Source organism: Microbacterium indicum DSM 19969, assembly GCF_000422385.1.
Classification (GTDB): Bacteria; Actinomycetota; Actinomycetes; order Actinomycetales; family Microbacteriaceae; genus Microbacterium; species Microbacterium indicum.
Map to the genome: position 1 here is coordinate 227,385 of NZ_AULR01000003.1, position 24,282 is coordinate 251,666.

General features: G+C 72.9%; 22 protein-coding genes. 16 read left to right on the forward strand and 6 right to left on the reverse strand.

Annotation, left to right across the window (positions count from 1 at the left end):
- Nucleotides 1–26: 26 nt before the first annotated feature.
- Genes allB through add form a run of 6 tightly spaced genes read left to right on the forward strand, consistent with a single transcriptional unit; the run spans nucleotide 27 to nucleotide 7,682 of the window.
- The gene (gene allB, locus H576_RS14580; protein WP_245559120.1) at nucleotides 27–1,403 is read left to right on the forward strand and encodes an allantoinase AllB; all 1,377 of its coding nucleotides are present in this window, start codon (nucleotides 27–29) and stop codon (nucleotides 1,401–1,403) included.
- Complete coding sequence (locus H576_RS0106165) at nucleotides 1,400–2,509, forward strand: acetamidase/formamidase family protein (RefSeq protein WP_245559121.1); 1,110 nt, start codon at nucleotides 1,400–1,402, stop codon at nucleotides 2,507–2,509. Before allB ends, H576_RS0106165 begins: the two co-directional genes overlap by 4 nt.
- The gene (locus H576_RS0106170; RefSeq protein ID WP_036319507.1) at nucleotides 2,506–4,089 is read left to right on the forward strand and encodes an AtzH-like domain-containing protein; all 1,584 of its coding nucleotides are present in this window, start codon (nucleotides 2,506–2,508) and stop codon (nucleotides 4,087–4,089) included. The genes H576_RS0106165 and H576_RS0106170 overlap by 4 nt, the downstream gene beginning before the upstream one ends.
- The gene (locus H576_RS0106175) at nucleotides 4,086–5,312 is read left to right on the forward strand and encodes a pyridoxal-phosphate-dependent aminotransferase family protein (RefSeq protein ID WP_029150218.1); all 1,227 of its coding nucleotides are present in this window, start codon (nucleotides 4,086–4,088) and stop codon (nucleotides 5,310–5,312) included. Before H576_RS0106170 ends, H576_RS0106175 begins: the two co-directional genes overlap by 4 nt.
- Complete coding sequence (locus H576_RS0106180; RefSeq protein ID WP_029150219.1) at nucleotides 5,309–6,625, forward strand: allantoate amidohydrolase; 1,317 nt, start codon at nucleotides 5,309–5,311, stop codon at nucleotides 6,623–6,625. The genes H576_RS0106175 and H576_RS0106180 overlap by 4 nt, the downstream gene beginning before the upstream one ends.
- A 46-nt stretch (nucleotides 6,626–6,671) precedes the next feature.
- A complete protein-coding gene (gene add / locus H576_RS0106185; RefSeq protein ID WP_029150220.1) occupies nucleotides 6,672–7,682 on the forward strand; it encodes an adenosine deaminase in 1,011 nt (336 codons plus the stop codon).
- Between the two features lie 94 nt (nucleotides 7,683–7,776).
- Here the strand turns inward: add and H576_RS0106190 are convergent, their stop codons facing one another.
- A complete protein-coding gene (locus H576_RS0106190) occupies nucleotides 7,777–9,600 on the reverse strand; it encodes an amidase family protein (protein ID WP_036319603.1) in 1,824 nt (607 codons plus the stop codon).
- Complete coding sequence (locus tag H576_RS0106195; protein WP_029150222.1) at nucleotides 9,597–10,337, reverse strand: cohesin domain-containing protein; 741 nt, start codon at nucleotides 10,335–10,337, stop codon at nucleotides 9,597–9,599. The genes H576_RS0106190 and H576_RS0106195 overlap by 4 nt, the downstream gene beginning before the upstream one ends.
- A gap of 218 nt (nucleotides 10,338–10,555) precedes the next feature.
- On the opposite strand from H576_RS0106195, the gene H576_RS0106200 reads away from it, so the two are divergent.
- The 7 genes from H576_RS0106200 (at nucleotide 10,556) to H576_RS0106230 (ending at nucleotide 16,434) form a co-directional block, all read left to right on the forward strand.
- Nucleotides 10,556–11,002, forward strand: a complete 447-nt coding sequence (locus H576_RS0106200; protein ID WP_051172262.1) for a YbhB/YbcL family Raf kinase inhibitor-like protein — start codon at nucleotides 10,556–10,558, stop codon at nucleotides 11,000–11,002.
- A 27-nt stretch (nucleotides 11,003–11,029) separates the two neighbouring features.
- Nucleotides 11,030–12,229, forward strand: coding sequence for a CoA transferase (locus tag H576_RS14585; RefSeq protein WP_036319606.1), 1,200 nt, complete (start codon nucleotides 11,030–11,032; stop codon nucleotides 12,227–12,229).
- Between the two features lie 127 nt (nucleotides 12,230–12,356).
- On the forward strand, nucleotides 12,357–13,415 hold the full coding sequence (locus H576_RS0106210; RefSeq protein ID WP_036319608.1) for an ABC transporter substrate-binding protein: 1,059 nt from the start codon (nucleotides 12,357–12,359) through the stop codon (nucleotides 13,413–13,415).
- Nucleotides 13,416–13,420: 5 nt separating this feature from the next.
- Nucleotides 13,421–14,212: an ABC transporter ATP-binding protein gene (locus H576_RS0106215; protein WP_245559122.1), complete on the forward strand. Its 792-nt coding sequence runs from the start codon at nucleotides 13,421–13,423 to the stop codon at nucleotides 14,210–14,212.
- The gene (locus H576_RS0106220) at nucleotides 14,202–15,023 is read left to right on the forward strand and encodes an ABC transporter permease (RefSeq protein ID WP_245559123.1); all 822 of its coding nucleotides are present in this window, start codon (nucleotides 14,202–14,204) and stop codon (nucleotides 15,021–15,023) included. The genes H576_RS0106215 and H576_RS0106220 overlap by 11 nt, the downstream gene beginning before the upstream one ends.
- A complete protein-coding gene (locus tag H576_RS14590; RefSeq protein ID WP_051172264.1) occupies nucleotides 15,020–15,853 on the forward strand; it encodes an ABC transporter permease in 834 nt (277 codons plus the stop codon). Before H576_RS0106220 ends, H576_RS14590 begins: the two co-directional genes overlap by 4 nt.
- A complete protein-coding gene (locus H576_RS0106230; RefSeq protein ID WP_029150227.1) occupies nucleotides 15,850–16,434 on the forward strand; it encodes a helix-turn-helix domain-containing protein in 585 nt (194 codons plus the stop codon). The genes H576_RS14590 and H576_RS0106230 overlap by 4 nt, the downstream gene beginning before the upstream one ends.
- Before the next feature lie 22 nt (nucleotides 16,435–16,456).
- On the opposite strand, the gene H576_RS0106235 is transcribed toward H576_RS0106230, so the two are convergent.
- Nucleotides 16,457–17,875, reverse strand: coding sequence for an NCS2 family permease (locus H576_RS0106235; RefSeq protein ID WP_245559124.1), 1,419 nt, complete (start codon nucleotides 17,873–17,875; stop codon nucleotides 16,457–16,459).
- Between the two features lie 120 nt (nucleotides 17,876–17,995).
- On the opposite strand from H576_RS0106235, the gene H576_RS0106240 reads away from it, so the two are divergent.
- Nucleotides 17,996–18,748, forward strand: coding sequence for an SDR family NAD(P)-dependent oxidoreductase (locus tag H576_RS0106240; protein ID WP_029150229.1), 753 nt, complete (start codon nucleotides 17,996–17,998; stop codon nucleotides 18,746–18,748).
- 55 nt (nucleotides 18,749–18,803) lie between these two features.
- Here the strand turns inward: H576_RS0106240 and H576_RS0106245 are convergent, their stop codons facing one another.
- From H576_RS0106245 to H576_RS0106255, 3 genes are read right to left on the reverse strand one after another with little or no spacing between them, the layout of a single operon-like run.
- Nucleotides 18,804–21,464, reverse strand: coding sequence for a molybdopterin-dependent oxidoreductase (locus H576_RS0106245; RefSeq protein ID WP_029150230.1), 2,661 nt, complete (start codon nucleotides 21,462–21,464; stop codon nucleotides 18,804–18,806).
- The gene (locus H576_RS0106250; RefSeq protein ID WP_029150231.1) at nucleotides 21,461–22,261 is read right to left on the reverse strand and encodes an FAD binding domain-containing protein; all 801 of its coding nucleotides are present in this window, start codon (nucleotides 22,259–22,261) and stop codon (nucleotides 21,461–21,463) included. The genes H576_RS0106245 and H576_RS0106250 overlap by 4 nt, the downstream gene beginning before the upstream one ends.
- Complete coding sequence (locus H576_RS0106255) at nucleotides 22,261–23,364, reverse strand: XdhC family protein (RefSeq protein WP_029150232.1); 1,104 nt, start codon at nucleotides 23,362–23,364, stop codon at nucleotides 22,261–22,263. The genes H576_RS0106250 and H576_RS0106255 overlap by 1 nt, the downstream gene beginning before the upstream one ends.
- Nucleotides 23,365–23,429: 65 nt before the next feature.
- On the opposite strand from H576_RS0106255, the gene H576_RS0106260 reads away from it, so the two are divergent.
- Together H576_RS0106260 and H576_RS0106265 are read left to right on the forward strand one after the other, a co-directional pair.
- Entirely contained in the window at nucleotides 23,430–23,969 is a 540-nt protein-coding gene (locus H576_RS0106260; protein WP_342664875.1) for a nucleotidyltransferase family protein, read from the forward strand.
- 60 nt (nucleotides 23,970–24,029) lie between these two features.
- Nucleotides 24,030–24,282, forward strand: a 253-nt coding sequence (locus H576_RS0106265; protein WP_029150234.1) for a transposase, incomplete at its 3' end; no start/stop codon positions are given.

Genomic DNA, 24,282 nt, shown 5'->3' on the forward strand with positions numbered 1-24,282 from the left:
CAGGCCATCGCATTACCCTCGAACCCGTGACCCCCGACGTGCAGAACCCCAGCTCCATCGCGGCCCGCCGCACCTTCGTGAACGGCTCGTTCCGGCCGGCGACCGTGCGCATCTCGGGCGGCCGCATCAGCGGGATCGGGCGCTTCGATCCGTCGGCCGACGTCGTGCTCGACGAGGGCCAGGCGCTCCTGCCCGGTCTCGTCGACAGCCACGTGCACTTCAACGAGCCGGGCCGCACCGACTGGGAAGGCTTCGAGACCGGGTCCGCCGCCGCGGCGGCCGGCGGCGTCACGACTGTCGTCGAGATGCCGCTCAACTCCGTGCCCGTCACGACGACCCCCGAGGCGCTCGCCGAGAAGCGCGCGGCGATCGCCGGCAAGCTCGCGGTCGACGTCGCCTACTGGGGCGGCGCCGTCCCCGAGAACCTCGGATCCCTCGGCGGCCTCCTCGACGCGGGCGTCGTCGGCGTCAAGTGCTTCCTCGCCCCGAGCGGCATCGACGAGTTCGGCTACCTCACGGCGGCGCAGCTCGAGCAGGCCCTCGCCGAGCTCGCCGAGCGCGACGGCCTGCTGATCGCGCACGCCGAGCTCGAGCACCTCCTCGGGCCGTCGTCCGGCCCCGTGTTCACCGACTTCGTCGCGTCGCGCCCCGCCGAGAGCGAGATCGAGGCCGTGCGCCTCGTCGTCGAGGCGGCGCGGAAGACGGGCGCCCGCGCGCACATCGTGCACGTCTCGTCGGCCGGCGCCGTCGAGCTCGTGCGCCGCGCGAAGGCCGACGGCGTGCGGATCACGATCGAGACCTGCCCGCACTACCTCGTGCTCGACCCCGCCGAGCTTCCCGACGGCGAGGGGCGCTTCAAGTGCTGCCCGCCCGTGCGCGGCGGCGACGACCGCGACGCGCTGTGGGCCGGCGTGCTCGACGGCACGATCGACGCGATCGTCAGCGACCACTCGCCCGCGACCGCCGAGCTCAAGAACGAGTCGGATCTCGGCGTCGCCTGGGGCGGCCTCTCGGGCGTCCAGACGGGGCTCCGCGCCGTGTGGGGCGAGGCCCGCCGCCGCGGTATCGAGCTCGCCGAGATCCTCCCGGCGTTCACGACGGGCCCCGCCGCGATCGTCCGCCTCGCGCGCGGCGAGATCGAGCGCGAGGCGCCCGCGCACCTCGTCGTCTTCGAGCCCGACGGCGAGGCCGTCCTCGCCGCCGACGAGCTCGCGTACCGCAACAGGATCTCCGCCTGGGTGGGCCAGCCGCTCGCGGGCCGCGTCGTCGCGACGTACCTGCACGGATCCCTCATCTTCTCCGCAGACGCGGGGCTCACGCAGCGCGCGGGCCGCGAGGTCTTCCCGACCGACCACGAGCAGCTCGAGGGCGTCGTCGAATACGGCACGGGGCTGGGCCGGTGAACCGCTTCGGCGTGGGCGACGCGGTTCTCGCCGACCTGCCAATCCTCCAGCCGGGATCGGGCCTGCCCGAGGGCGTCGCCTACCTGAGCGCCGAGCCCGCGAACGTCCTCTGGGGCCGCCTGCCGTCGCGCGCCGACGCGCCCGTCCTGACGATCGCGTCGGGTCAGCGGGTCGTCGTCGACACGGTCAGCCACGAGGGGATCCTCCCCGATCAGGGCCAGGATCCCGTCGCCTTCTTCGGCCGACACGGCGTCGCGCCCGAGCAGGTCCTCGACGACGCGAAGGCCATCGCCGCGACGAGCCCGCGCGACGCCGCGGCCGACGGCCCGCACGTCGTCACGGGCCCGATCTTCGTCGATGGCGCCGAGCCGGGCGACCTCCTGCGGATCACGGTCGACGGCCTGCAGCCGCGCGTTCCGTACGGCGCGATCAGCAACCGCCACGGCAAGGGCGCGCTCCCGGGCGTGCTGCCGCGATCGGGCGACACGGTGAGCGTCTTCGCGCCGGTCGAGGAGCGGGGCGGGAAGCTCGTCGGCACGCTCCCGCGCCAGGAGGGATCCGTGCGCGACGTGGCCTTCCCGCTCGCGCCCTTCCTCGGCACCATGGGCGTCGCACCCGACGCCGACGAGCGGCCGCACTCGGTGCCGCCCGCGGCGTTCGGCGGCAACATCGACATCAAGCTCCTCGTGGAGGGGACCCAGCTCTTCCTCCCCGTGCAGGTCGCGGGCGCGCTCGCCTACGTGGGCGACCCGCACTTCGCGCAGGGCGACGGCGAGGTCGCGCTCACGGCGCTCGAGGCGTCGCTGCGCGCGACCCTGACCTTCGACGTCATCCCGGCCGCCGAGGCGCGCGCCGAGTTCGGCGAGGTCGCCGGTCCGCTCGTGCGCACCCCCGAGTACCTCGTCCCGACGGGTCTCGACCCCGATCTCGGCGAGGCGATGCGCCGGGCGGTCCGCGCGGCGCTCGACCTCCTCGAGGCGCGCTACGGCATGGCCGAGCACCTCGCCTACGCCTACCTGTCGGCCGCGGTCGACTTCGACATCTCGCAGGTGGTCGACATCACCTGCGGCGTCCACGCCCGCATCCGGGAGGCCGACTTCTCATGACCGAACCGATCCCCGGATCCGAACTGATCCCCGACGACCTCCTCGAGGCGATCCTCGGCTACGAGCGGGCGATCCTCGCGAACGACCTCGACGAGCTCGACCGCTGGTTCGTCGACGCCCCCGACACCCTGCGCGGCGACGAGGCGGGCCTGCTCGTCGGGCACGACGCGATCAGCGCCTTCCGCGGCCTGCGCGGGGGAGTGGCGGCGCGCGAGATCGAGCGGATCGAGTACCGTCCGATCACCGACGACACGGCCTACGTCGTCGCCGTCTCGCGCTTCCTCATCGGCGGGCGCGGCCTGCAGACGCAGCTGTGGCGCCTGACCGACGACGGCTGGCGCATCGCCGCCGCCCACGTATCGGGCCGGCCGAAGGCGTTCAACCGCGCGATGTGGCGCACCGTCGGCGACCCCCTGTTCCAGGGTGCGTGGGACGGGCCGCTCGAGGGCATGACCGTCGCCGTCAAGGACCTCTTCGCGATCAAGGGATACCGGATCGGCGCCGGCAATCCCACCTACGTCGACACCGTCGCGCCCGAGCCGCGCAGCGCGCCGGCCGTCAGCGACCTGCTGCGCGGCGGCGCCTCGCTGCGCGGCATCGCGCGCACCGACGAGTTCGCCTACTCGATCGCGGGCGACAACGCTCACTACGGGACCCCGCCCAACGGTGCAGTCCCCGGGGCGCTGCCCGGAGGATCCTCCTCGGGCCCCGCGTCGGCCGTCGCGACGGGCCAGGCCGACATCGGCCTCGCGACCGACACCGCCGGATCCATCCGCGTCCCCGCCTCGTACCAGGGGCTCTGGGGCCTGCGCACGACGCACGGCCTCGTGCCGCGGGCCGGTCTCCTGCCGCTCGCGCAGTCGTTCGACACCGTCGGCTGGCTGACGCGCGACGGCGAGACCCTGCAGCGGGTCGCCGACTGGTGCCTGTCGTACGACGGATCCGACTCGACCGAGCGCGTGCTCGGCGAGGGCGGCGTCGATCTGCCGGGCCGCTTCCTCGTGCCGTCCGAGATCCTCGACGCGGCCGAGCCCGCGACGCGCGATGCGTTCGAGCGCCTCGTCGACGGGCTCGGGGCCGAGACGGTCGACATCGGCGATCTCGCGGGCTATCAGGAGCCCTTCCGCATCGTGCAGGGCGCCGAGGCCTGGCGCAACAACGGCGACTGGCTGCGCGAGCACCCGGGTTCCCTCGGTCCCGCCGTCGAGGCCCGCTTCCGCGACGCGTCGCGGATCACGGCCGACGACGAGAAGCGCGCCCGCGCCGAGCTCGCCGAGCTGGCCGAGCGCATCGGCCAGCTCCTCTCGGGCGCCCAGCTGATCTTCCCGACCGTGCCGGGCCCCGCGCCCATGCGCACGGCCGACGGCGCGCGGGTCGACGCCGTCCGCACCGCGACGCTCCGCATGACGACCCCCGCCGCCGTCGCGGGGGCGCCCGCGCTCTCGATCCCCCTCCTCACCGTCCCGTCGCAGCTGCGCCCCGCCCCCGTCGGGGTGTGCGTCGTGTCGCGCGCCGAGACCGACATCGCCCTCGTCCGCCTCGGCCGCAGCCTGGCCGCAGATCTCGAAAGCCGCGCATGAGCTCCATCGCCCCGCTCGATCCCCCCGCCCGCCTCCTCATGGGCCCCGGCCCGATCTCGGCGTACCCGAGCGTGCTCCGCGCGATGTCGTCGCCCCTCGTCGGGCAGTACGACCCCTTCATGACCGATGCGATGGCCGATACGCAGCGGCTGTATCGCCAGGTGTGGGCGACGGAGAACGAGCAGACCTTCCTCGTCGACGGCACCTCGCGTGCGGGCATCGAGGCCGCGATCACGTCGCTCGTGCGCCCGGGCGAGCGCGTGCTCGTCCCCGTGTTCGGGCGGTTCGGGCACCTGCTCGCCGAGATCGCCGAGCGCGCCCTCGCCGAGGTCCACACGATCGAGGTCCCGTGGGGCCAGGTCGTGCCGGCCTCGGCGATCGAGGAGGCGATCGTGCGCGTCCGGCCGACGCTGCTCGCCCTCGTGCAGGGCGACACGTCGACGACGATGAACCAGCCGCTCGACGAGATCGGGGCGATCTGCGAGAAGCACGGCGTGCTCTTCTACTCCGACGCGACGGCGTCGCTCGGCGGCAACGACTTCGAGGCCGACGCGTGGGGCCTCGACGCCGCGACGGCGGGCCTGCAGAAGTGCCTCGGGGGGCCGAGCGGATCGAGCCCCATCACCCTCTCCGACCGAGCCGTCGAGGTGATCCGCTCGCGCGGGCGCGTCGAGGCGGGGATCCGCGAGGAGGGCGACGAGTCGGCGAGCGACTTCATCCGCACGAACTACTTCGACCTCGGCATGATCATCGATTACTGGGGCCCGCGCCGCCTCAACCACCACACCGAGGCGACGAGCATGCTCTACGCCGCGCGCGAGGCGGCGGCGGTGCTGCTGAACGAGGGCCGCGACGCCGTGATCGCGCGCCACCGGCTCGCGGGCGACGCGATGCTGGCCGGCGTGCGCGGCCTCGGCCTCGGCGTCTTCGGCGACGTCGCGCACAAGATGAACAACGTCGTCGCGGTCGAGATCCCCGAGGGCCTCGCAGGCGACGCCGCGCGCCAGGCCATGCTCGACGACTTCGGCATCGAGATCGGCACCTCGTTCGGGCCGCTGCACGGGCGCGTGTGGCGCATCGGCACGATGGGATACAACGCGCGCCGCGACGCCGTCCTCACGACCCTCGCGGCGCTCGAGCATGTGCTGCGGCGCTTCGGCGCGAAGGTCCCACAGGGCGGCGGCGTGGAGGGCGCCCTCGACGTGTACGGGGCCGCCGTATGACGGCCGCTGCACCCGGGCGCCTCACGGGGATCCCTCCCGAGGCCTTCGCGACCGCGGCGCGGCGCATCATGGCGCGCTGCGACGAGCTGTCGCGCGTCTCGGCCGACGACGGATCCATCACCCGCGTCTACCTCTCGCCCGAGCACGCGCGCGTCAACCGGCTCGCGGCCGAGTGGATGCGCGAGGTCGGCATGACGACCCGCATGGACGCCGCGGGCAACCAGCTGGGCCTCCTGCGCGCCGCTGAGAAGGACGCACCCGTCCTCATGCTCGGCTCGCACCTCGACACCGTGATCGACGCAGGCCGCTTCGACGGGATCCTCGGCGTGCTCATGGCGATCGAGACCGTGCGGCTGCTCCGCGTCCCGGGCGCGGAGCTCGGATCCTGGCGCAGCCCCTTCCCGTTCGGCATCGAGGTCGCGGCCTTCAGCGACGAGGAGGGCACGCGCTTCGGCAAGGCGCTCCTCGGATCGTCGGCCGTCGCGGGACAGTGGGACGAGTCGTGGTGGGATCTGACCGACGCCGACGGCATCACGGTGCGCGAGGCGTACCGCGAGTTCGGCCTCGACCCCGGCCGCATCGGCGAGGCGGCGCACACGAGCGAGCAGCTGGTCGGCTACCTCGAGGCCCACATCGAGCAGGGGCCCGAGCTCGACAGGCGTTCCGAGCCGCTCGCCGTCGTCTCGTCGATCGCGTCGGCCCGCCGGTTCCAGCTGTCGGTCGAGGGCGAGGCGCGCCACGCGGGCGGAACGCCCTACGACATGCGCCGCGACGCCCTCCTCGGGGCGAGCGAGGCGGCGCTCGCCGTCGAGCGGATCTGCTCGGCCGAGCACCACATCATCGGAACCGTCGGCCAGCTCGAGGCGTTCCCCGGCGCCGTCAACGTCGTGCCGGGCGAGGCGAAGTTCAGCCTCGATCTGCGCGGCGAGTACGACGAGAAGCGCGACGCCGTCTGGCAGCGGATCAGCCGCGACCTCGACGAGATCATGGGGCGCCGGCACCTGCGCTGGCGCGCCCGCGAGGTGCACCAGGCGCCCGCGCTGTTCTGCGACCCGCTCCTCCAGGACGTCATGGCGCAGGGCATCGGGTCGACGCTCCCGAAGGGATCCGCCGAGCCCGTCACGCTCTTCAGCCCCGCGGGGCACGACGGCATGACGATCGGATCCGTGACCCCCGTCGGCATGCTCTTCCTGCGCAACCCCGACGGGATCAGCCATCACCCCGACGAGGCCGTCAGCGCGCCCGACGTCGCCCTCGGCCTGCGCGCGTTCGCCGAGGCCGTCGCGCACAGGGGCGCCGAGCCCGTCAGCTGAAGCCTCCGGCGCCTCCCACGCCGGATCCCACCCGAAGGAGATACCCATGTCCTCTGACCTCGCGAGCTTCGTCGCCGGCCTGCCCAAGGCCGAGCTCCACCTGCACCTCGAGGGCACGCTCGAGCCCGAGCTCAAGTTCGCCCTCGCGGCGCGCAACGGGATCGAGCTGGCCGAGAAGACGGTCGAGGAGGTGCGCGCGACGTACGACTTCACCGACCTCACGAGCTTCCTCGCCGTCTACTACCCCGCGATGCAGGTGCTGCAGACGGCCGACGACTTCCACGACCTCGCGTGGGCGTACCTCGAGCGGGCGCACGCCGACGGCGTCGTGCACGTCGAGATGTTCTTCGACCCGCAGGCGCACACGAGCCGCGGCGTGCCGTTCGTCGACGTCATCGGCGGCTACCGCCGGGCCGTCGTGCGGGCGGAGCGCGAGCTGGGCATCTCGGCCGAGCTGATCCTCTGCTTCCTGCGCGACTTCTCGGCCGAACACGCGATGTCGACGCTCATGGAGGCGCTGCCGTATCGCTCGTGGATCGTGGGCGTCGGCCTCGACTCCGACGAGCGCGACAACCCGCCGGCCAAGTTCCAGGCGGTGTTCGCGCGGGCGAAGCAGGAGGGCTTCCTCACGACGATGCACTGCGACATCGACCAGGTCGGGTCGATCGACAACATCCGGTCGGTCCTCGACGAGATCGGCGTCGACCGCATCGACCACGGCACGAACATCGTCGAGGATCCGGCGCTCGTCGCGCTCGCGAAGGAGCGCGGGCTCGGGTTCACGACCTGCCCGATCTCGAACTCGTTCGTGACCGAGCAGATGAAATCGGACGAGATCGTCCAGCTGCTGCGCGAGGGGCTGCGGGTCACGGTCAACTCCGACGACCCGGCCTACTTCGGCGGCTACATCGCCGACAACTACGTCGCGCTCGCCGAGAAGGCGGGCCTCGACCGCGCCGACCTCGCGCAGCTGGCGATCAACTCGTTCGAGGCCTCCTGGCTCACCCCCGCCCGCCGCGCGGAGTACATCGCGCGAGTCCGCGAGTTCGCGGGCTGATCCTCTCGGCGAGCGACCGTCTGCCGCTCGCGTGCCGCACACCCGCGGCGCCCGGCCCTCTCGGAAGGGAGCCGGGCGCCGCGGGTGCGATGCGTCAGCCGAGCGGGCCGTACAGCTCGGGGCTCGTGCGCCCCGGCTGCGCCTGCTCGAGCGCGTAGGCGAGGCCCAGCAGGGTGCCCTCGTCATAGTCGCGGCCGAGCAGTTCGACGTTGACGCCGGCGCCCTCGATCGTGTCGTCCGCTGCGGTCGCGGTGCCCATCGGAACGGTCACGGCCGGCATGCCCGTGTTGGGGCTGAGGCGCATGTTCCAGTTCCACGTCCCGTACGGGGTTCCCGAGGGGTAAGCGATCGCATCGAGGTCGTCGTCGTCGAGGACGCCCTGCATGAGCTCGGCTCCCGCCGCCAGCTGCGCCGTGTGCGTGCCGTTCTCGCCGGCCCACGCCTCGTACTCCTCATCGGTGACGGCGGCGCGCGTGCGGTAGGTGTCCGCGCGGCTCGTCACGAAGTGACCGGACTCGAGGATCTCGTCGAGCGTGCGATCCGCGACCGCGTCCGACAGGTGCGCGTCGGCGTATGCGGCGAGGTCGTGGCTGAACTCTGCGGTGGATCCGCTCGGCTCGGCGAGGACCTGCTCGAAGCCCTCGGGCTCGTCGAGCTCGACGACCGTCGCGCCTTGCGCCTCGAGCGTTGCGACCGTCTCGTTCCACAGGCGCGTCGTCGTCGCGTCATCGGGCAGCATCGATGCGAAGTAGCCGATCCGCGCCCCGTCGAGGGCGTCGGCGTCGAGCGACTCGGTGTACGACTCGGGGACGTGCCCCGCCTGCGTCGCGGTTGCGGGATCCGCGTCGTCGACGCCCGTCACGGCGTCGAGCGCGAGCGCCGCGTCCATGACGGTGCGCGCCAAGGGGCCGCCGGTGTCCTGGCTCAGCGCGAGCGGCACGATGCCGTCGCGGCTCGTCAGCCCGACGGTCGGGCGCACACCGACGAGCTGGTTGTATGTCGAGGGCACGCGGATCGAGCCGCCCGTGTCGGTGCCGAACCCGATCCCCGCGAGGTTCGCGGCGATCGCTGCGCCGGTTCCGCCCGAGGAGCCGCCGGCGGTCTGCGAGGTGGTGTACGGGCTCGCGACGAGGAGGGTGTCGCCGGCCTCGGATCCGGCCGAGAACTCCGAGACGAATCCGTACGCGAACTCGTCGAGGCTGGCCTTCGCCAGGATCACGGCGCCCGCATCACGCATGCCCGCGACCATCGTCGCGTCGTCCGCGGTCTGGTTGTCCTCCCAGCAGCCGCAGCCCGCGGTGGTCGGCATGTCTGCGGTGTCGTAGTTGTCCTTGACGGCGATCGGGATGCCGAGGAGCGCGCTCGTCATGCCGTTCTCGGCGCGTTCCGCGTCGGCGGCGGCCGCCTCGTCGAGCGCCTCGTCGCTCACGGCGATGATCGAGTTCAGCGGCCGACCGTCGTCGGATCCGTCGACGGTCGTCCGGTCGTACTCCGCGATGCGGTCGAGGTAGTGCTGGGTGATCTCGACGGAGGTCGTCACGCCGGCGTTCATCGCGGCCTGCATGTCGGCGGCGGTCGCCTCGACGAGCTCGAAGGGGCCGTCGTCGTAGACCATGCGCGAGGAGACCTCGGCGAGATCGGCGATCGTGATGGCGCCGTCGCCGTCGGCGTCCGCTTCGGGGATCCATCCCTCGTTGCCCTGGGTCGTGCCGAGCGCATCGGCGACGACCTGCAGATCGTCCTCGGTGACGGCGCGATCGCCCGTCAGATCGAGCTCGGTGTAGAACGGTGCGAGGAACGCTGGGGTCGCCGTCTGGGTCTCCTCGGCGGCCGCGGGAACGGCGACGGCGAGCCCGCCGACGAGCGCGGCGCCGGCGGATGCGGCGATCAGGCGTCGGGTGCGTGCGCGGAGAGTCATGCGCGAGATCCCTTCCGGCGGGCGATGAGGAGTCCGCCCCCCGCGATCGCGGCGATGGCGAGCGCGGCGCCCACGGGCGCCAGCCAGGAGACTGCGGTCCCCGTGGCGGTGAGGTCGTCGTCGGAGGCCGCGGCTGTGGGCGCGGGAGTCGACGAAGCCGAGGGCACGGGGCTGGCGGGCGTCGTCGCGGCGGCGGGCGGCGTCGCCGAAGAGGTCGCGGCCGGAGAGGGAACGGTCTCGGCGGCGATCGTGGTGGCCGCGGGATCCGCCGCGAGGTCGATCGTCGCGCCGTCGGACCCGACGATCTCGCCGCTCGTGAGGGCGAACGAGGCGGACCCGGTGGCGGTCGCCTCGAAGGTCAGGGTCACGAGGTCGATGTCGCCCGTGAGCGCGGGGGAGGTTCCGAGGCGGGTGCTCGCGATCGAGATGGCGGCGTCGGACGCGGTCGCTGACGCGAACCCGCCCGCGGGGGCCGTCGCGCTGTCGTCGATGTACGTCACGACGGCGGGATCGAAGCTCACGGCGAGGTCGTGCGCGAACGCGTCACCGGCCGACGACGCGGCGACGGTGACATCGAAGGTGTCGCCGACCGACACCTCGGACGGGGCTTCGACGACGACCCCGGAGGTCGTCGGCGCAGCCCACGCTGCGGGCGCGAACACGAGCGAGGCGCCGACGGCGAGGCACGCCGCAGGCGTCGCGACGAGCGCGCGGGAGAGATGGGGGGAGAGCGGCATTCAGCTGCTGCCTTTCTGGGGGAGGGGGAATCCTCAGAGTGGCAACGCGTTGTTTCGCAGTCGTTAAACGCCCGGTCCGCGCCGACGCCGCCTGACCCGAAGTCTCCATTTCTCCGTGTTTTCCCCACGCGAGCGATGGGGAAAACACGGAGAAATGGAGACCTGGGAGGCGGGGCGCGAGAGGATCGGATCACCGTCAGATCCGAGAAGGAGCAGTCATGGCATTCCCCGGAACGATCACCGTCACGTCGCCCGACTTCGCGAGCGGCGACCTCATCCCCTACGAGTTCAGCGCCGACGGCGGGAGCCAGACTCCCCTCATCGAGGTGAGCGGGGTCCCGAGCGAGGCCGTCGAGCTCGCGCTCATCTCGCACGACCCCGACGCCCCGCTCCCGTTCGGGTTCACGCACTGGACGATCTTCGGGATCCCCGCCGACGCCGCGCGGATCACGAAGGAGAGCGGCCGGCAGGGCGTCACGAGCACGGGTCGGCCCGGCTACTACGGCCCGCAGCCGCCCGTCGGGCACGGCGATCACCACTACTACTTCTGGGTGTACGCGCTCGCGCGCCCCGTCGAGGGGGAGCCCACGCGCGAGGAGTTCCTCACGCAGTACGCCGACGCGATCCTCGAGCAGAACCGGCTCGTCGGCCGCTACTCCCGCTGATCGCGCGCGGCGCGTACCGTGAGCGCCATGGATCGCGTCACCTGGACCGGGCCCCGGCGCTGGTGGGGCGGGCCCCTCGACGTCGAGGGGCTCGCGCTCGCCGCGGCGGGCGAGGTCGCGCGCGAGCTCGCCGAGCTCACGGGCCGCGAGGTCGCCTACGACTCCGCGGCGGTCGCCGGCTGGTACGGATCCGTGTCCCACCTGCGCGTCGACGGCCGCCCGATCGCCGGCTTCGCCCCGCTGTCGGGCTTCTTCCGCGCGGCCGACGGGTGGGTGCGCACCCACGCGAACTATCCGCACCACGAGCGCGCGCTGCTCTCGGCCCTCGGCGTCGAGGACGGCCCCTCGGCGCTCGCCGCGATGGAGCGGATCCCCGCGCGCGAGATCGAGCGGTCCGTGTTCGACGCGGGAGGCCTCGCCGTCGCGGTCCGCGGCGCGGGAGAGCTCGCCTCCGCGCGGGTGACGGGGATCCTCGACGCGGCGCCGACCGCGCGCTTCCTCCCGCATCTCGGCGCGCACCCCCTCGCCGGTCTGCGCGTCCTCGACCTCACCCGCGTCATCGCCGGCCCGAGCGCCGCGCGCCTTCTCGCGGCCCTCGGCGCCGACGTCCTGCGGGCGGATCCGCCCCACCTTCCCGAGCTCGAGGGGCAGCACATCGAGACGGGGTTCGGCAAGCGCCACGTCGTCGCGGGGCCGGACGCGATCGAGCCGCTCCTCACGGGCGCGCACGTCGTCCTCGTGGGCTACCGGTTCCGCGGCGGTCTCGCGCCCGAGGCGCTCCGGGAGCGCCACCCGCACCTCGCGATCGCCGCGCTCGACGCGTGGGGCGACGCCCCCGGCTGGGCCGGTCGGCGCGGCTTCGACAGCGTCGTGCAGGCGGGCGTCGGGATCGCCCGGGCGTACGGATCCGAGGATCGGCCGGGCGCGCTTCCGGTCCAGGCGCTCGACATGACGGCGGGCCTGCGGATGGCGTCGGCCGTCCTCGCGCTGGTGCGCCGCGGCGAGGCGGGTCGGGCGCGGGTCTCGCTCATCGACGCCGCCGCCGACCTCATGGATCTCGAGCCGCCGGCGGACCCGGTGCATCCCGTCGCGCCGCGCCTCGGCGAGATGCCGAGCGCGTTCGGCCGCCTCGTGTACGCGCCGCCGCCGTTCTCACTCGACGGCGCCCCGCTCCACTACCCGTCTCCGCCGCCGCCCGTGGGGTCGGGCTCGGCGGCCTGGGCCTGACACGGGAGGGCGGCTCTCGGCGACCGCGATCCGCCCGGTAACACGGCCGCAACAACCGGGAATGTTGGGGAAACCTCACAGGCCTAACTTCGGGATCACCCACCCGAAGCTCCTGAAGGAGACCCTCATGCGCATGTCCTCCCGCCGCGCCGCCATCGGCCTCTCGATCGCCGCCGTCTCGGCCCTCGCCCTCGCCGGCTGCTCGTCGTCGACCTCGTCCTCCGCGGACGGCGACGCCGACTCCGCGTCGTACGGCGACCTGACCCTGCAGCTCAGCTGGATCCTCAACGAGGAGTTCGCGGGCGAGTACATCGCCGACAGCGAGGGCTACTACACCGACGCCGGCTTCAGCGACGTCAACCTCGTCCCCGGCCCCTCGACGGGCGTCGCCGAGCTCCTCGGCGGCAGCGCCGACATCGCCCTGAGCGACTCGGTCGCCGTCGGCACCGCGATCGCGAACGAGGACGCCCCGCTCAAGATCGTGGGCGCGACCTTCCAGGCGAACCCCTTCACGGTCCTCTCCCTCGCCGACGGCGGGAACATCCAGACCCCGCAGGACCTCATCGGCAAGAAGATCGGCGTGCAGGACTCGAACACGTCGCTGTTCCAGGCGTTCCTCGCCGCGAACGACATCGACCCCGACGACGTCGAGGTCGTGCCGGTGCAGTACGACCCGGCCCCCCTCGTCAACGGCGAGGTCGACGGCTTCATCGCCTACACGACCAACGAGGAGATCACGGTCGACCAGATGGGCCTCGACACCGCGAGCCTCACCTTCGCCGACAACGGCCTCCCCTTCGTCGCCGAGACCGTCACGGTCACCGACGACTTCCTCGCCGACAACCGCGACCTCATCAAGGCGTTCCTCACGGCCGAGATCCGCGGCTGGACCGACGCCGTCGCCGACCCGCAGAAGGGCGCCGACCTGGCGACCGAGACCTACGGCGCCGACCAGGACCTCGACCCCGACAAGACGCTGCTGGGATCCGAGGCGCAGAACAAGCTCGTCGTCTCGGACGACACCGAGGCCAACGGGCTCTTCACGATCAGCGACGACCTGCAGGAGGCGACGGTCGAGAGCCTCGCCGGCGCGGGCATCGACGTCTCGGCCGACGACCTGTTCGACCTGAGCCTGCTCGACGAGGTGTACGAGGAGAACCCCGACCTCGCCGACTACGCGAGCTGATCCGCGTGAGCACCACCGAGACGCAGCAGGCGACGGGCCTGCAGATCACGGGCCTCAACAAGGTGTTCCGCACGGGGCGCACGAGCGTCACGGCGCTGAGCGACGCGAACCTGCACACGGATCAGGGCACGTTCCTCTCGCTCCTCGGGCCCTCGGGCTGCGGCAAGTCGACGATCCTCCGGATCCTCGCCGGCCTCGAGGATCCGTCGAGCGGTACGACGCGCGTCGACGGCAAGAGCCCGAGGGAGCTGCGGCGCGAGAACGCCATGGGCATCGCGTTCCAGGACTCGGCGCTCCTGCCGTGGCGCAGCGTGCAGTCGAACATCCAGCTGCCCTTCGAGGTCGCGGGCAAGGCGGTCGACCGCGACTACGTGCGCGAGATGATCGACCTCGTCGGCCTCACGGGGTTCGAGAAGGCGAAGCCGGCCCAGCTGTCGGGCGGCATGCGGCAGCGCGTGTCGATCGCCCGCTCGCTCATCATGAAGCCCGAGGTGCTGCTGTTCGACGAGCCGTTCGGCGCGCTCGACGACATGACCCGGCAGCGTCTCAACCTCGAGCTGCTGCGGATCTGGTCGGAGAAGCCCGTCACGACCCTCCTCGTGACGCACGGGATCAGCGAGGCGATCTTCCTGAGCGACAAGGTCGCCGTGATGAGCCCGCGCCCCGGGCGGATCAAGGCGGTCATGGACATCGATCTGCCGCGCCCGCGCACGCCCGAGATGCAGCGCACGCCCGAGTTCCACGCGTACGTCGACGAGGCGTCCGAGCTGCTCTTCGGCGGCGACGATGGCGAGTGACGCCCGCCCCATGTTCCAGCCCGTGCGGCTGCCCACGTGGGTCATCGGCGCCGTCGGCGTCGTCGCGGTCATCGCGCTGTGGTGGATCCTCGCGGACACGGTGTTCGCGGGGGTCGGCGCGGGCGTGCGGGCGATCCCGTCGCCCCCGATGGTCGTCCAGGGCCTCGTGGAGTCGGGGTGGGAGTACTACGCCCGCAACTTCGGCGTCACGCTCGCCGAGGCCGGCATCGGCTACCTGTGGGGCAACGGGCTCGCGCTCGTCCTCTCGGCGATCGTGCTGCTCCTGCCCCGCCTCGAGGGCGTCGTGATGCAGATCGCGATCATCACCTACTGCATCCCGATCGTCGCGATCGGCGTCCTGCTCGTCGTGATCGTCCCCGTGCCCGACGCGGGGGAGCCCGCGGGCAACGCGATCTTCCTCGCGGCGCTCTCGGTGTTCTTCACGACCGTGGTCGGCGCCCTCCTGGGCCTCAAGGCGGCCGACCGTTCGGCGCTCGACGTCGTGACCGTCTACGGGGGCTCGCGCTTCACGCAGCTGCGCAAGGTGCGGCTCATCGCGGCGCTTCCGGCGATCCTCAGCGCGCTCCAGGTCGCGGTCCCCGCGGCCTTCCTCGGCGCGGTCCTCGGCGAGTTCCTCGGCCGCGTGACGACGGGCGTCGGGCCCGCGATGATCTCGGCGCAGCAGGGGCTCGACTCGCCCCGCGTCTGGGGACTCGCGATCGTCTCGGGCCTCGTCGCCCTCGCCGGCTACGGAATCCTCGGACTCATCGCGCGCGCCATCGCGCCCTGGTCGAAGGGAGGCGCCCGATGAGCGCCGCCGTGTCCGACGACGTGCGCCGCGAGGCGCGGAAGGCGACGACGCGCGCGCTCGGCCGGGCCCTCCTCACCTTCGTCCTGACCCTCGTCGCGGTCGTCGTGATCTGGCAGGGACTGCTGTGGATCCTCGACGTCTCGTCGTACGTCGGCAAGGGGCCCCTCGACGTGTGGGAGTTCCTCGTCTCGGACGAGGACGCCGCGGCGAACCGCGCCGAGCTGTTCGGCGAGCTCGGCGTCACCCTCGCCCACGCGACGATCGGGTTCGTCTCGGGCCTCGTCGCGGCCCTCGTGATCGCGATGGTGTTCCAGCTCTCGAAGGGCGTCGAGGCGGCCCTCATGCCGCTCGCGATGCTCCTCCGATCCGTCCCGCTCGTCGCGATGGCCCCCGTGATCATCCTGATCTTCGGGCGATCCGCCGCGACCATCGCCGTCATGGGCGGCATCGTCGTGCTGTTCCCCGCGCTCGTGAACATCGTCTTCGGGCTGCGCTCCGCGTCGCCGCAGATGAACGACGTCATCGCGGTTTACGGCGGATCCTCGTGGACCGCGCTCCGCAAGGTGGCGCTGCCGAGCTCGCTCCCGGCCCTCCTCGCGGCTGTGCGGATCTCGGTCCCCGGGGCCGTCACGGGCGCGCTCCTCGCCGAGTGGCTCGCGGTCGGCGGCGGCGTCGGCGGAGCCGTGGGGCAGTACAGCGCGCAGGCGCAGTTCACGGCGCTCTGGTCGGCGGTCGTCCTCGTGACGGCGGCGGCGCTCGTGATCTACAACGTCGTCGTCGTCATCGAGTCGATCGTCCTCGCCCGCATGGGCATGGCGGAACGCGTGTGAGCGGCGAACGCCTCACGTCCGATCCCGACACCGCGCGGCGCCTGGGTGCGAGCATCCGGGCGCTGCGCCGGGCGCGGTCGCTGACCCTCGCGCAGGTCGCGGGCCTCACCGACCTGTCGCACGCGTTCCTCAGCCAGGTCGAGCGGGGGATCCACCAGCCGAGCCTCGGATCCCTCCGCCGCATCGCGGTCGCGCTCGAGACGAGCCCCGTCGAGCTCGTCGCGGCTGCCGAGGCGCCCGACCCGGCGCGCGCCCGCGTCGAGGTCGTGCGCGCGGGGGAGGGCGCCGTCCCGGGGGGCTTCTCGGTCGGCGCGGCGCGCATGCTCGCGCACACGGCGGCGTTCCGCCCCATCGAGACCGAGGTCACGCGGCCGGCGCCCGGCGACGCCTACGTGCACGCCGAGGCCGAGTTCCTCTACGTCGTCGCGGGCTCGCTCATGGTCGAGCTCGACGGATGCGAGTACGAGCTGCGCACCGCCGACGCGGCGCACGTGGCGGGATCCGTCCCGCATCGCTGGTGGGCGCCCGCCGGCCCCGCGCGCCTCGTCGTCGTCAAGGAGGGCCCCGCGGCGGGAGCCTGACGCGGGGGCCGCGGCGCGGGGCTCAGCCGAGCAGCGCCTGGAGCGGCGACGAGACGAAGTACAGCACGAAGAGCGCGCTCACGAGCCACATGATCCAGTGGATCTCGCGGGCCTTCCCGCGGGCGAGCTTGACGACGACGAAGGCGATGAATCCCGCGCCGATGCCGTCGGAGATCGAGTAGCTGAACGGCATGAACGCGATCGTGAAGAACGCGGGGATGCCGATCTCGGGGTCGCGCCAGTCGATGTCGGCGACCTGCGTCAGCATGAGGAAGCCCACGAGGACGAGCGCGGGCGCCGCGGCCTCGTAGGGCACGAGCGCGACGAGCGGGGCGAGGAAGGTCGCGAGGAGGAACGCGATCCCCGTCACGACGGAGGCGAGGCCCGTGCGCGCGCCGTCGGCGACGCCGGACGTCGACTCGACGAACGCGGTGTTCGACGAGGTGGATCCCGCGCCGCCCGCGACGGCGCCGAGCGCGTCGATCACGAGGATGCTGCGCGACCGGGGCGGGTTGCCCTCGGCGTCGAGGAGCTTCGCCTCGCCGCCGACCGCGACCATCGTCCCCATCGTGTCGAAGAAGTCGGCGAGCATGAGGGTGAAGACCAGCAGGACGACCGTGATGACGCCGAGGTTCTGGAACGAGCCCAGCAGGTTGAAGTGCCCGAGGATCGAGAAGTCGGGGAGCGAGACGACGCCCTGGAACGTCGGGGGCGTGTTGAAGCCGCCGGGGTTGGCGTCGCTGCGCGCGCCGATGTGGAGCGTGTTCTCGAGGAGGACGGCGATCGCGGTCGACACGATGATCGCGATGAGGAGGCCGCCGCGCACCTTGTTGACGTGCAGCACGATCGCGAGGACCACGCCGACGACGAAGACGAGGATCGGCCAGGTCGCGAGGTTCCCGACCTCGAGGATCGTGGATCCGTTCACCACGAAGCCCGCGTTCGTCAGGCCGACGAGGGTGATGAAGAGGCCGATGCCGACGCCGATCGCGGTCTTGAGCGACTTCGGGACGGCGCGGAAGACGGCGGTGCGGAAGCCCGTGAGCACGAGGATCAGGATGATGACGCCCTCGAGGACGACGATGCCCATCGCGTCCGACCACGTCATGCCGGGGAGGCCCGCGATCGAGTAGGCGACGACGGCGTTGAGGCCGAGGCCCGCCGCCATCGCGAGGGGGTAGTTCGCGACGGCGCCCATGAGGATCGACATGACGCCGGCGACGAGCGCCGTGGCCGACGCGATCGCGCCGAAGTTGGATCCGTCGCCGCTCCCGCCGCCGAGGAAGGCGCCGGTGCCGTCGGGAGAGGAACCGAGGATGATCGGGTTCAGCACCACGATGTACGCCATCGCGAAGAACGTGACGAGACCGCCGCGCACCTCCGTGGCAATCGTGGATCCGCGTTCGGAGATCTGGAAGAAGCGATCGAGGGCGTTGCTCACGGACAGATCTTTCCATGCATCACCTGGGAGAAGGAAGGCCGCCCCGTGCTACCGACAGGTGTAGAATAAACTCGTCGGGCTCGGACCGGGCCCGCAGGCTCCACGAGAGAGAAGGACATCATGGGTTTTGAGGGCAAGGTCGCACTCGTCACCGGCGCTGGATCGGGCATCGGCGAGGCCATCGCGAAGGAGCTCGCGTCGCTCGGCGCGAAGGTTGTCGCGACCGACATCCGGCTCGAGGCGGCGCAGCGCGTCGTCGACGAGATCGTCGCGGCCGGCGGAGAGGCCGCCGCATTCGCTGGCAACACCGCCGTCACCGAGGACAGCGAGAAGGCCGTGGCGTTCGCCGTCGAGACGTACGGCAAGCTCAACTACGCCGTGAACAACGCCGGCATCGGCGCGCGCCCCGCCCCGGCGGGCGAGACCGAGCCCGCCGACTGGGATCGCGTCATCGACATCAACCTCAACGGCGTCTTCTACGGCATGCGCTACCAGATCCCCGCGATCCTCGCGGCGGGCGCCGAGGAGGGCGCGATCGTCAACATGGCGTCGATCCACGGCACCGTCGCGGCGCTCGGCAACGGCGCGTACACGGCGTCGAAGCACGCCGTCGTCGGCCTGACGAAGAACGCCGCCGCCGAGTACGGCCCCCAGGGGCTGCGCATCAACGCCGTCGGCCCCGGCTACATCGACACACCGCTGCTCGCGCAGACCGACGCCGAGTTCAAGGCGGGCCTCGTCGCGAAGCACCCGCTCGGCCGCCTCGGCCGCCCCGAGGAGATCGCGAAGGTCACGCGCTTCCTGCTCTCGGACGACGCGTCGTTCGTCACGGGCTCGTACTACCTGATCGACGGCGGCTACACGGCCGTCTGATCGCGCGCCGAGACTCTGACGATGCGCTGAGCCCCGCCCGGATCCGCCGGGATCGTCAGAGTCTCGCGCGATCGTCAGAGTCCGGGCCCCCGGCCCGCTGCGCGAGGCGCCACACGCGGTCGCGCGTGAACGGCTGCTCGAAGGGGCGGGATCCGAGGGCTCGGGCGATCGCGTTGCCGATCGCGGGCGCGACGGGGTTGTAGGGGCTCTCGCTCATCGACTTCGCCCCGAATGGGCCGAGCCCGTCGTTCGTGTCGGCGAACGAGATGTGCGTCACGGGCACGTCGACGAACTGCGGCACGCGGTACGCGCGGAAGATCGGGTTGAGCACGCGGCCCTCGCGGAGGTGCGCCTCCTCGTAGAGCGCGCCGCCGAGGCCCTGCGCGACGCCGCCCTCGATCTGGCCGCGGCACTGCGCGGGGTTCATGACGACGCCGGCGTCGGCCGAGTGCACCTGGCGGAGCACGCGGACGGCCCCCGTCTCGGGGTCGACCGCGACGCGGACGGCGTGGACGTTGAACGCGAGCGAGCGCATCTCGCCGTTCTCGGATCCGTCGGCCGACACGTCCTCGGCGGGGGCGGATCCGCCGAGCTTCTCGCGCAGCGCGAGCGCCGCGCGGTGGACGGCCTTGCCCGCGACCGTGATGCCGGCCGAGGCGAAGGCGCCCGTGTCGTGCTCGACGAGGTCGGTGTCGGCGTGCGCGATCGCGACCCGATCGATCGGGACGTCGAAGACCGTCGCGACCATCTGCCGCTGCACCGTCGTCGTGCCGTTGCCGAACTCGGCCGTGCCGCTGCGCACCGTGAAGCTCCCGTCGGGATGCGCCGTGACGCGGGCGTGGGCGACGTGGCCGTTCGGCGCCATGGTCGCGATCATCGCGGCCGCGACTCCCTCGCCGACGAGCCACCCCTCGGGCGCCGCGACGTCGTCGGGCCCCGCGAGGTCGGCCTCGGCGAGGTCGAGGCACTGATCGAGGCCGTACGAGCCCCACAGCAGGTCGCTCTCGATCTCTCCCGACGCCGTGCGGATCGGATCCCCGTCGCGGATCGCGTTGATGCGGCGCAGCGCGAAGGGATCCATGCCGAGCCGCTCGGCCAGCATGTCCATCGCCGACTCGACGGCGAGGATCACCTGCCCGAGGCCGTACCCGCGGAATGCGCCGGACGGAGGGTTGTTCGTGTACACGGCCTCGGCGTCGATCCGGACCGCGGGCACGTCGTACAGCGTGACCGACTCGCCGAGCGCGTGGTACATGACGCCCGCGCTGTGGTTGCCGTACGCACCCGCGTCGCTCAGGAGGTCGATCGCGATCCCCGTCAGGCGGCCGTCGGAGTCGGCTCCGAGGCGCACGCTCGTGCGCATGGGGTGGCGGTAGGCGCTGCGCAGGAACTCGTCGGTGCGGCTGAACTCGTACGCGACGGGGCGCCCCGTCCGGAGGACCGCGAGGGCGACGAGATCCTCCGTGAAGATCTCCTGCTTGCCGCCGAACCCGCCGCCGACGCGGGGCGCGTAGACGCGGACCCTCTCGCGCGGCAGGTCGAAGATGCGCGCGATCTCGTCGCGCGTGAGGAACGGCACCTGCGTCGAGGAGCGGATCGTCAGGATGTCGCCGTCGAGGTGCCCGACGGAGCCGTGCGTCTCGAGCTGCGCGTGGATCGTGCGGCCCGTCTGCCAGGTCCCCTCGACGACGACCGCCGACTCCGCCAGCGCGCGGGGCACGTCGCCGCGGCCCGTGTGCAGGTCGGCGACGACGTTGCGGCTCGCGTCGCGCACCCGCTCGGCGGGCGTGCGGTCGGGGTGGATCCGCGGGGCGCCGGCCGAGCGCGCCTCCTCGGGATCGAAGACCGCGGGGAGGATCTCGTAGTCGATCTCGATGAGCTGGCACGCCTCCTCGGCGGCGGCCGCGGTCTCGGCGACGACGGCCGCGACGCGCTGGCCCGCGAAGCGCACGACGTCGTCGAGCATGCGGGTGTCGTCGGCGTCGTCGGTGCGGTGCTCGTGGCGGGCGGTCGAGTAGCGGATGTCGGGGACGTCGCGGTGCGTGAACACCGCGACGACGCCCGCGACGCGCTCGGCGGCGGCCGTGTCGATCCGGGTGATCCGTGCGTGCGGGTGCGGGGATCCGAGGACCCGCAGGACGAGCGCGCCGGCCGGCACCTCGTCGAACGTGTAGGGCTCGAGGCCCCGGACGATGCGCCGGGCGGGCTCGGGGATCGCCGAGGACCCGACGTGCCCCGCGCACGACGCGGGGCCGGCGTCGGTGCGCGGCCGCGTCTCGCGCACGGGCCCCATGGTCGACGCGATGGCGTCGCGGATCGGCCGGTACCCCGTGCAGCGGCAGAGATTGCCCTTCATGCGCCGGTCGAGATCCGAGACGTCGTCCTCCGAGAGGGTCGACGCCGTGACGCTCATGCCCGCCGTGCAGAAGCCGCACTGGAAGCCGAAGCCCGTCGCGATGGCCTCCTGCACGGGGTGCAGCTCGTCGCCGGGCGCGAGGCCCGCCGCCGTCGTGATGCTCGCGCCCTCGACCCGCATGGCGGGGATGATGCACGAGTGCACGGGCTCGCCGTCGAGGATCACCGAGCACGCGCCGCAGTCGCCCGCGTCGCAGCCCTTCTTCACCTCGGTGTGGCCGTTCTCGCGCAGCAGCGTGCGCAGGGCCTGGCCGGGGCGGGGATCCGCCTCGATCGGCTCGCCGTTGACCTCGAACCTCACAGCAGCTCCCTCCGCACGCGCTCCGCGAGGACGACGCTCACGCCGCGGCGCCAGTCAGCCGAGCCCAGCGGATCGGTGTACCAGCCGTCCTGCGCGTCGACCGACGCCGCCAGCTCGGCGGCGTCGGGCAGCCCCGCGAATCGCAGGACCCGCGGCGTCAGGACCGATGCCGTGACCGCGAAGACGGCCGACCCGTCGGGGTCGACGCGACCCGTCACGACGGCGCCCGAGCGGCCGTTCTCGGCGAGCGCCTCCTTGCGGAGAGCGACCCGGGATGCGAGCGCGTGAGCGGGGATCCGGATCGCGCGCAGGATCTCGCCCGGCGCGAGCGTGCTCGCGCCGTTGCCCGCGGGGATCTTGGCGACGGGGCACAGGCGCTCGCCGCCGTCCGGCGTCCAGATCACGGCCTCGGCGTCGAGCGCGACGGCCATCGAGGTCATCGCCGCGGCGGCATACGACTTCGCGATGTTGCCGCCCACCGTCGCCGTGTTCCAGATCTTGAACGACGCGAGCAGCGCGTTCGCGGCGTCGTCGAAGAGGTGCGCCGCGCTGTGCATGCTCGTGCGGGAATACGCCACGAGGCGCGCGATCGTGCACGTCGCGGCGATCTCGAGGCCGCCGTCGCCCTCGACGAGGTCCGGCCAACCCATGCCCTGGAGGTCGACGAGGCCCGTGATCTCCGGGACCTGCTCGCTGAACAGCCATGTCCCGCCCGCGAGGGGGACCTCGCCGGGGGCGAGGAGCAGGTCCTCCCGCGTCGTGGCGCGCCGGTAGGAGGTGACGGCGTCGAGATCCATCAGCGGGCCGCCTCGACGAGCGGGCGGTCGCGGTGGATCGGCCCCTCGATGTCGCGCAGGGGCGCCCCCGTTCCGCCGAAGCGCACCGCGAGGATCTCGGCCATCGCCGACACTGCCGTCGCCTCGGGCGAGGATCCGCCGAGGTCGAGGCCGAGGGGCGAGCGCAGCCGGGCGATGTCCTCGGCCGGGACGCCCTCGTCGCGCAGCAGCTCGACGCGGCGAGCGACGGTGCGGCGGGCGCCGAGGGATCCGACGAAGCCCGCCGGCGACGCGAGGGCGACCCGCAGGGCGGGGACGTCGAGGCGCATGTCGTGGCTCAGCACGACGACGGCGGTGCGGGCGTCGAGGTCGGTCTGCCGCTCGAGCCACGCGTCGGGCATGTCGACGGCGATCTCGGCGGCGTCGGGGAAGCGCTCGGGCGTCGCGAGCACGGCCCACGGGTCGACGACCGTGACGGCGTAGCCCGCCGCGGCGCCCACGCGGCAGAGCGCGGCGGCGTGCTCGGTCGCGCCGGCGAGGATGAGGCGCGGGCGCGGGGCGCGGCTCAGCGCCAGCACGCGGGGCGCGGGGCTCTGGCGATGCGCCGGCTCCCGCGCGGAACCGGCCGGATCATCAGAATCCCGCGCGATCGTCAGGGTCTCGGGGGCCTCGAGGATCCGCGTCTCGCGCAGCAGCGCGGCGGCGCCGAGGTCGGGGTGCGCGGCGAGGGACCCGGCCTCCGGGCCGTCGAGGGCGAGCCCGACCGTCACGGCGCGGTCGGCGGCCGCCTCCCGCAGGACGGCGTGCATGTCGGGGGTCACGAGGTAGGCGATGACGTCGACCTGCCCGCCGCAGGCGAGGCCAGCCGCGTGCGCCGTGTCGTCGTCGAAGCCGAAGCGCGCCGTGCGGGCGCGGCCGTCGGTGATGACCTCGTAGGCGAGCGACACCGAGTCGCCCTCGACGCAGCCGCCCGAGATGGATCCGATGACCTCGCCCTCGTCGGTGATCGCCATCGAGGCCCCGAGCCCGCGGGGCGCGCTGCGCGCCACCCGCGTCACCGTGACGACGGCGACGCGATGCCCCTGCTCCGCGCGGTGGAGCAGGGCGAGAGCGAGGTCGAGCATGGCCTCAATCTACGGCGCCCACGTTGCCGACAGATTGCGGGAGCCGGGGGCCGTACCGTGAGGGGATGATGACGGGGATCGTCCTGGCCGGGGGAGCGGGCACCCGCTTCGGCATGCCCAAGGCGCTCGCGCGCGCCGCGGACGGATCCCCGTGGCTCGCGCTCGCGACCGATGCGCTGCGGGGAGGCGGCTGCGACGACGTCGTGGTCGCGCTCGGGGCGCGGGCGGCCGAGGCGCGCGCCCTCGTCCCCGCCGGCGCGCGGGTCGCGGTCGCCGCCGACTGGGACCGGGGCGTCTCGGCGACCCTGCGCGCGGGGCTCGCGGCCGCGGGCGGATCCGACGTCGTCATCGTGACGGTCGACACCCCCGACCTGCCGGCGCCCGCGGTCGCGCGGATCGCGGGATCCGGCCGCGCCCTCGCGCAGGCGACGTACGGCGGGCGCCCGGGCCACCCCGTCTTCGTCGCGGCCGCGCACGTCGCACCCCTCGCGGCATCGCTCGCGGGCGATCGCGGGGCGCAGCCCTACCTCCGCGCGCACGGCGCCGCCGAGATCGACTGCGCGGACCTCTGGCACGGCCGCGACGTCGACCGCCCGGGCGCATAGCTGCGCTGACCTAGGGCGTGTCTGACAAATAGATCGGCAGCGCGCTGAGAGTCTGAGTTCGTGACGCGGTTTCAGATGCTTTCGGATGCCCAGTGGTCGTTGATCGAGGAGATGCTGCCCCGCCCGACCGGGCGGAAGGGGCGGCCGTTCGCAGATGCTCGGTTGATGGTCGAGGGCATCGTCTACCGGTATCGGTGCGGGATCGCGTGGCGGGATCTGCCGGAGGTGTTCGGGCCGTGGCAGACGGTGTGGACCTGGCATCACCGCATGGCCGTCGGGGGCACCTGGGACAAGGTGCTCGCCAAGCTCACCG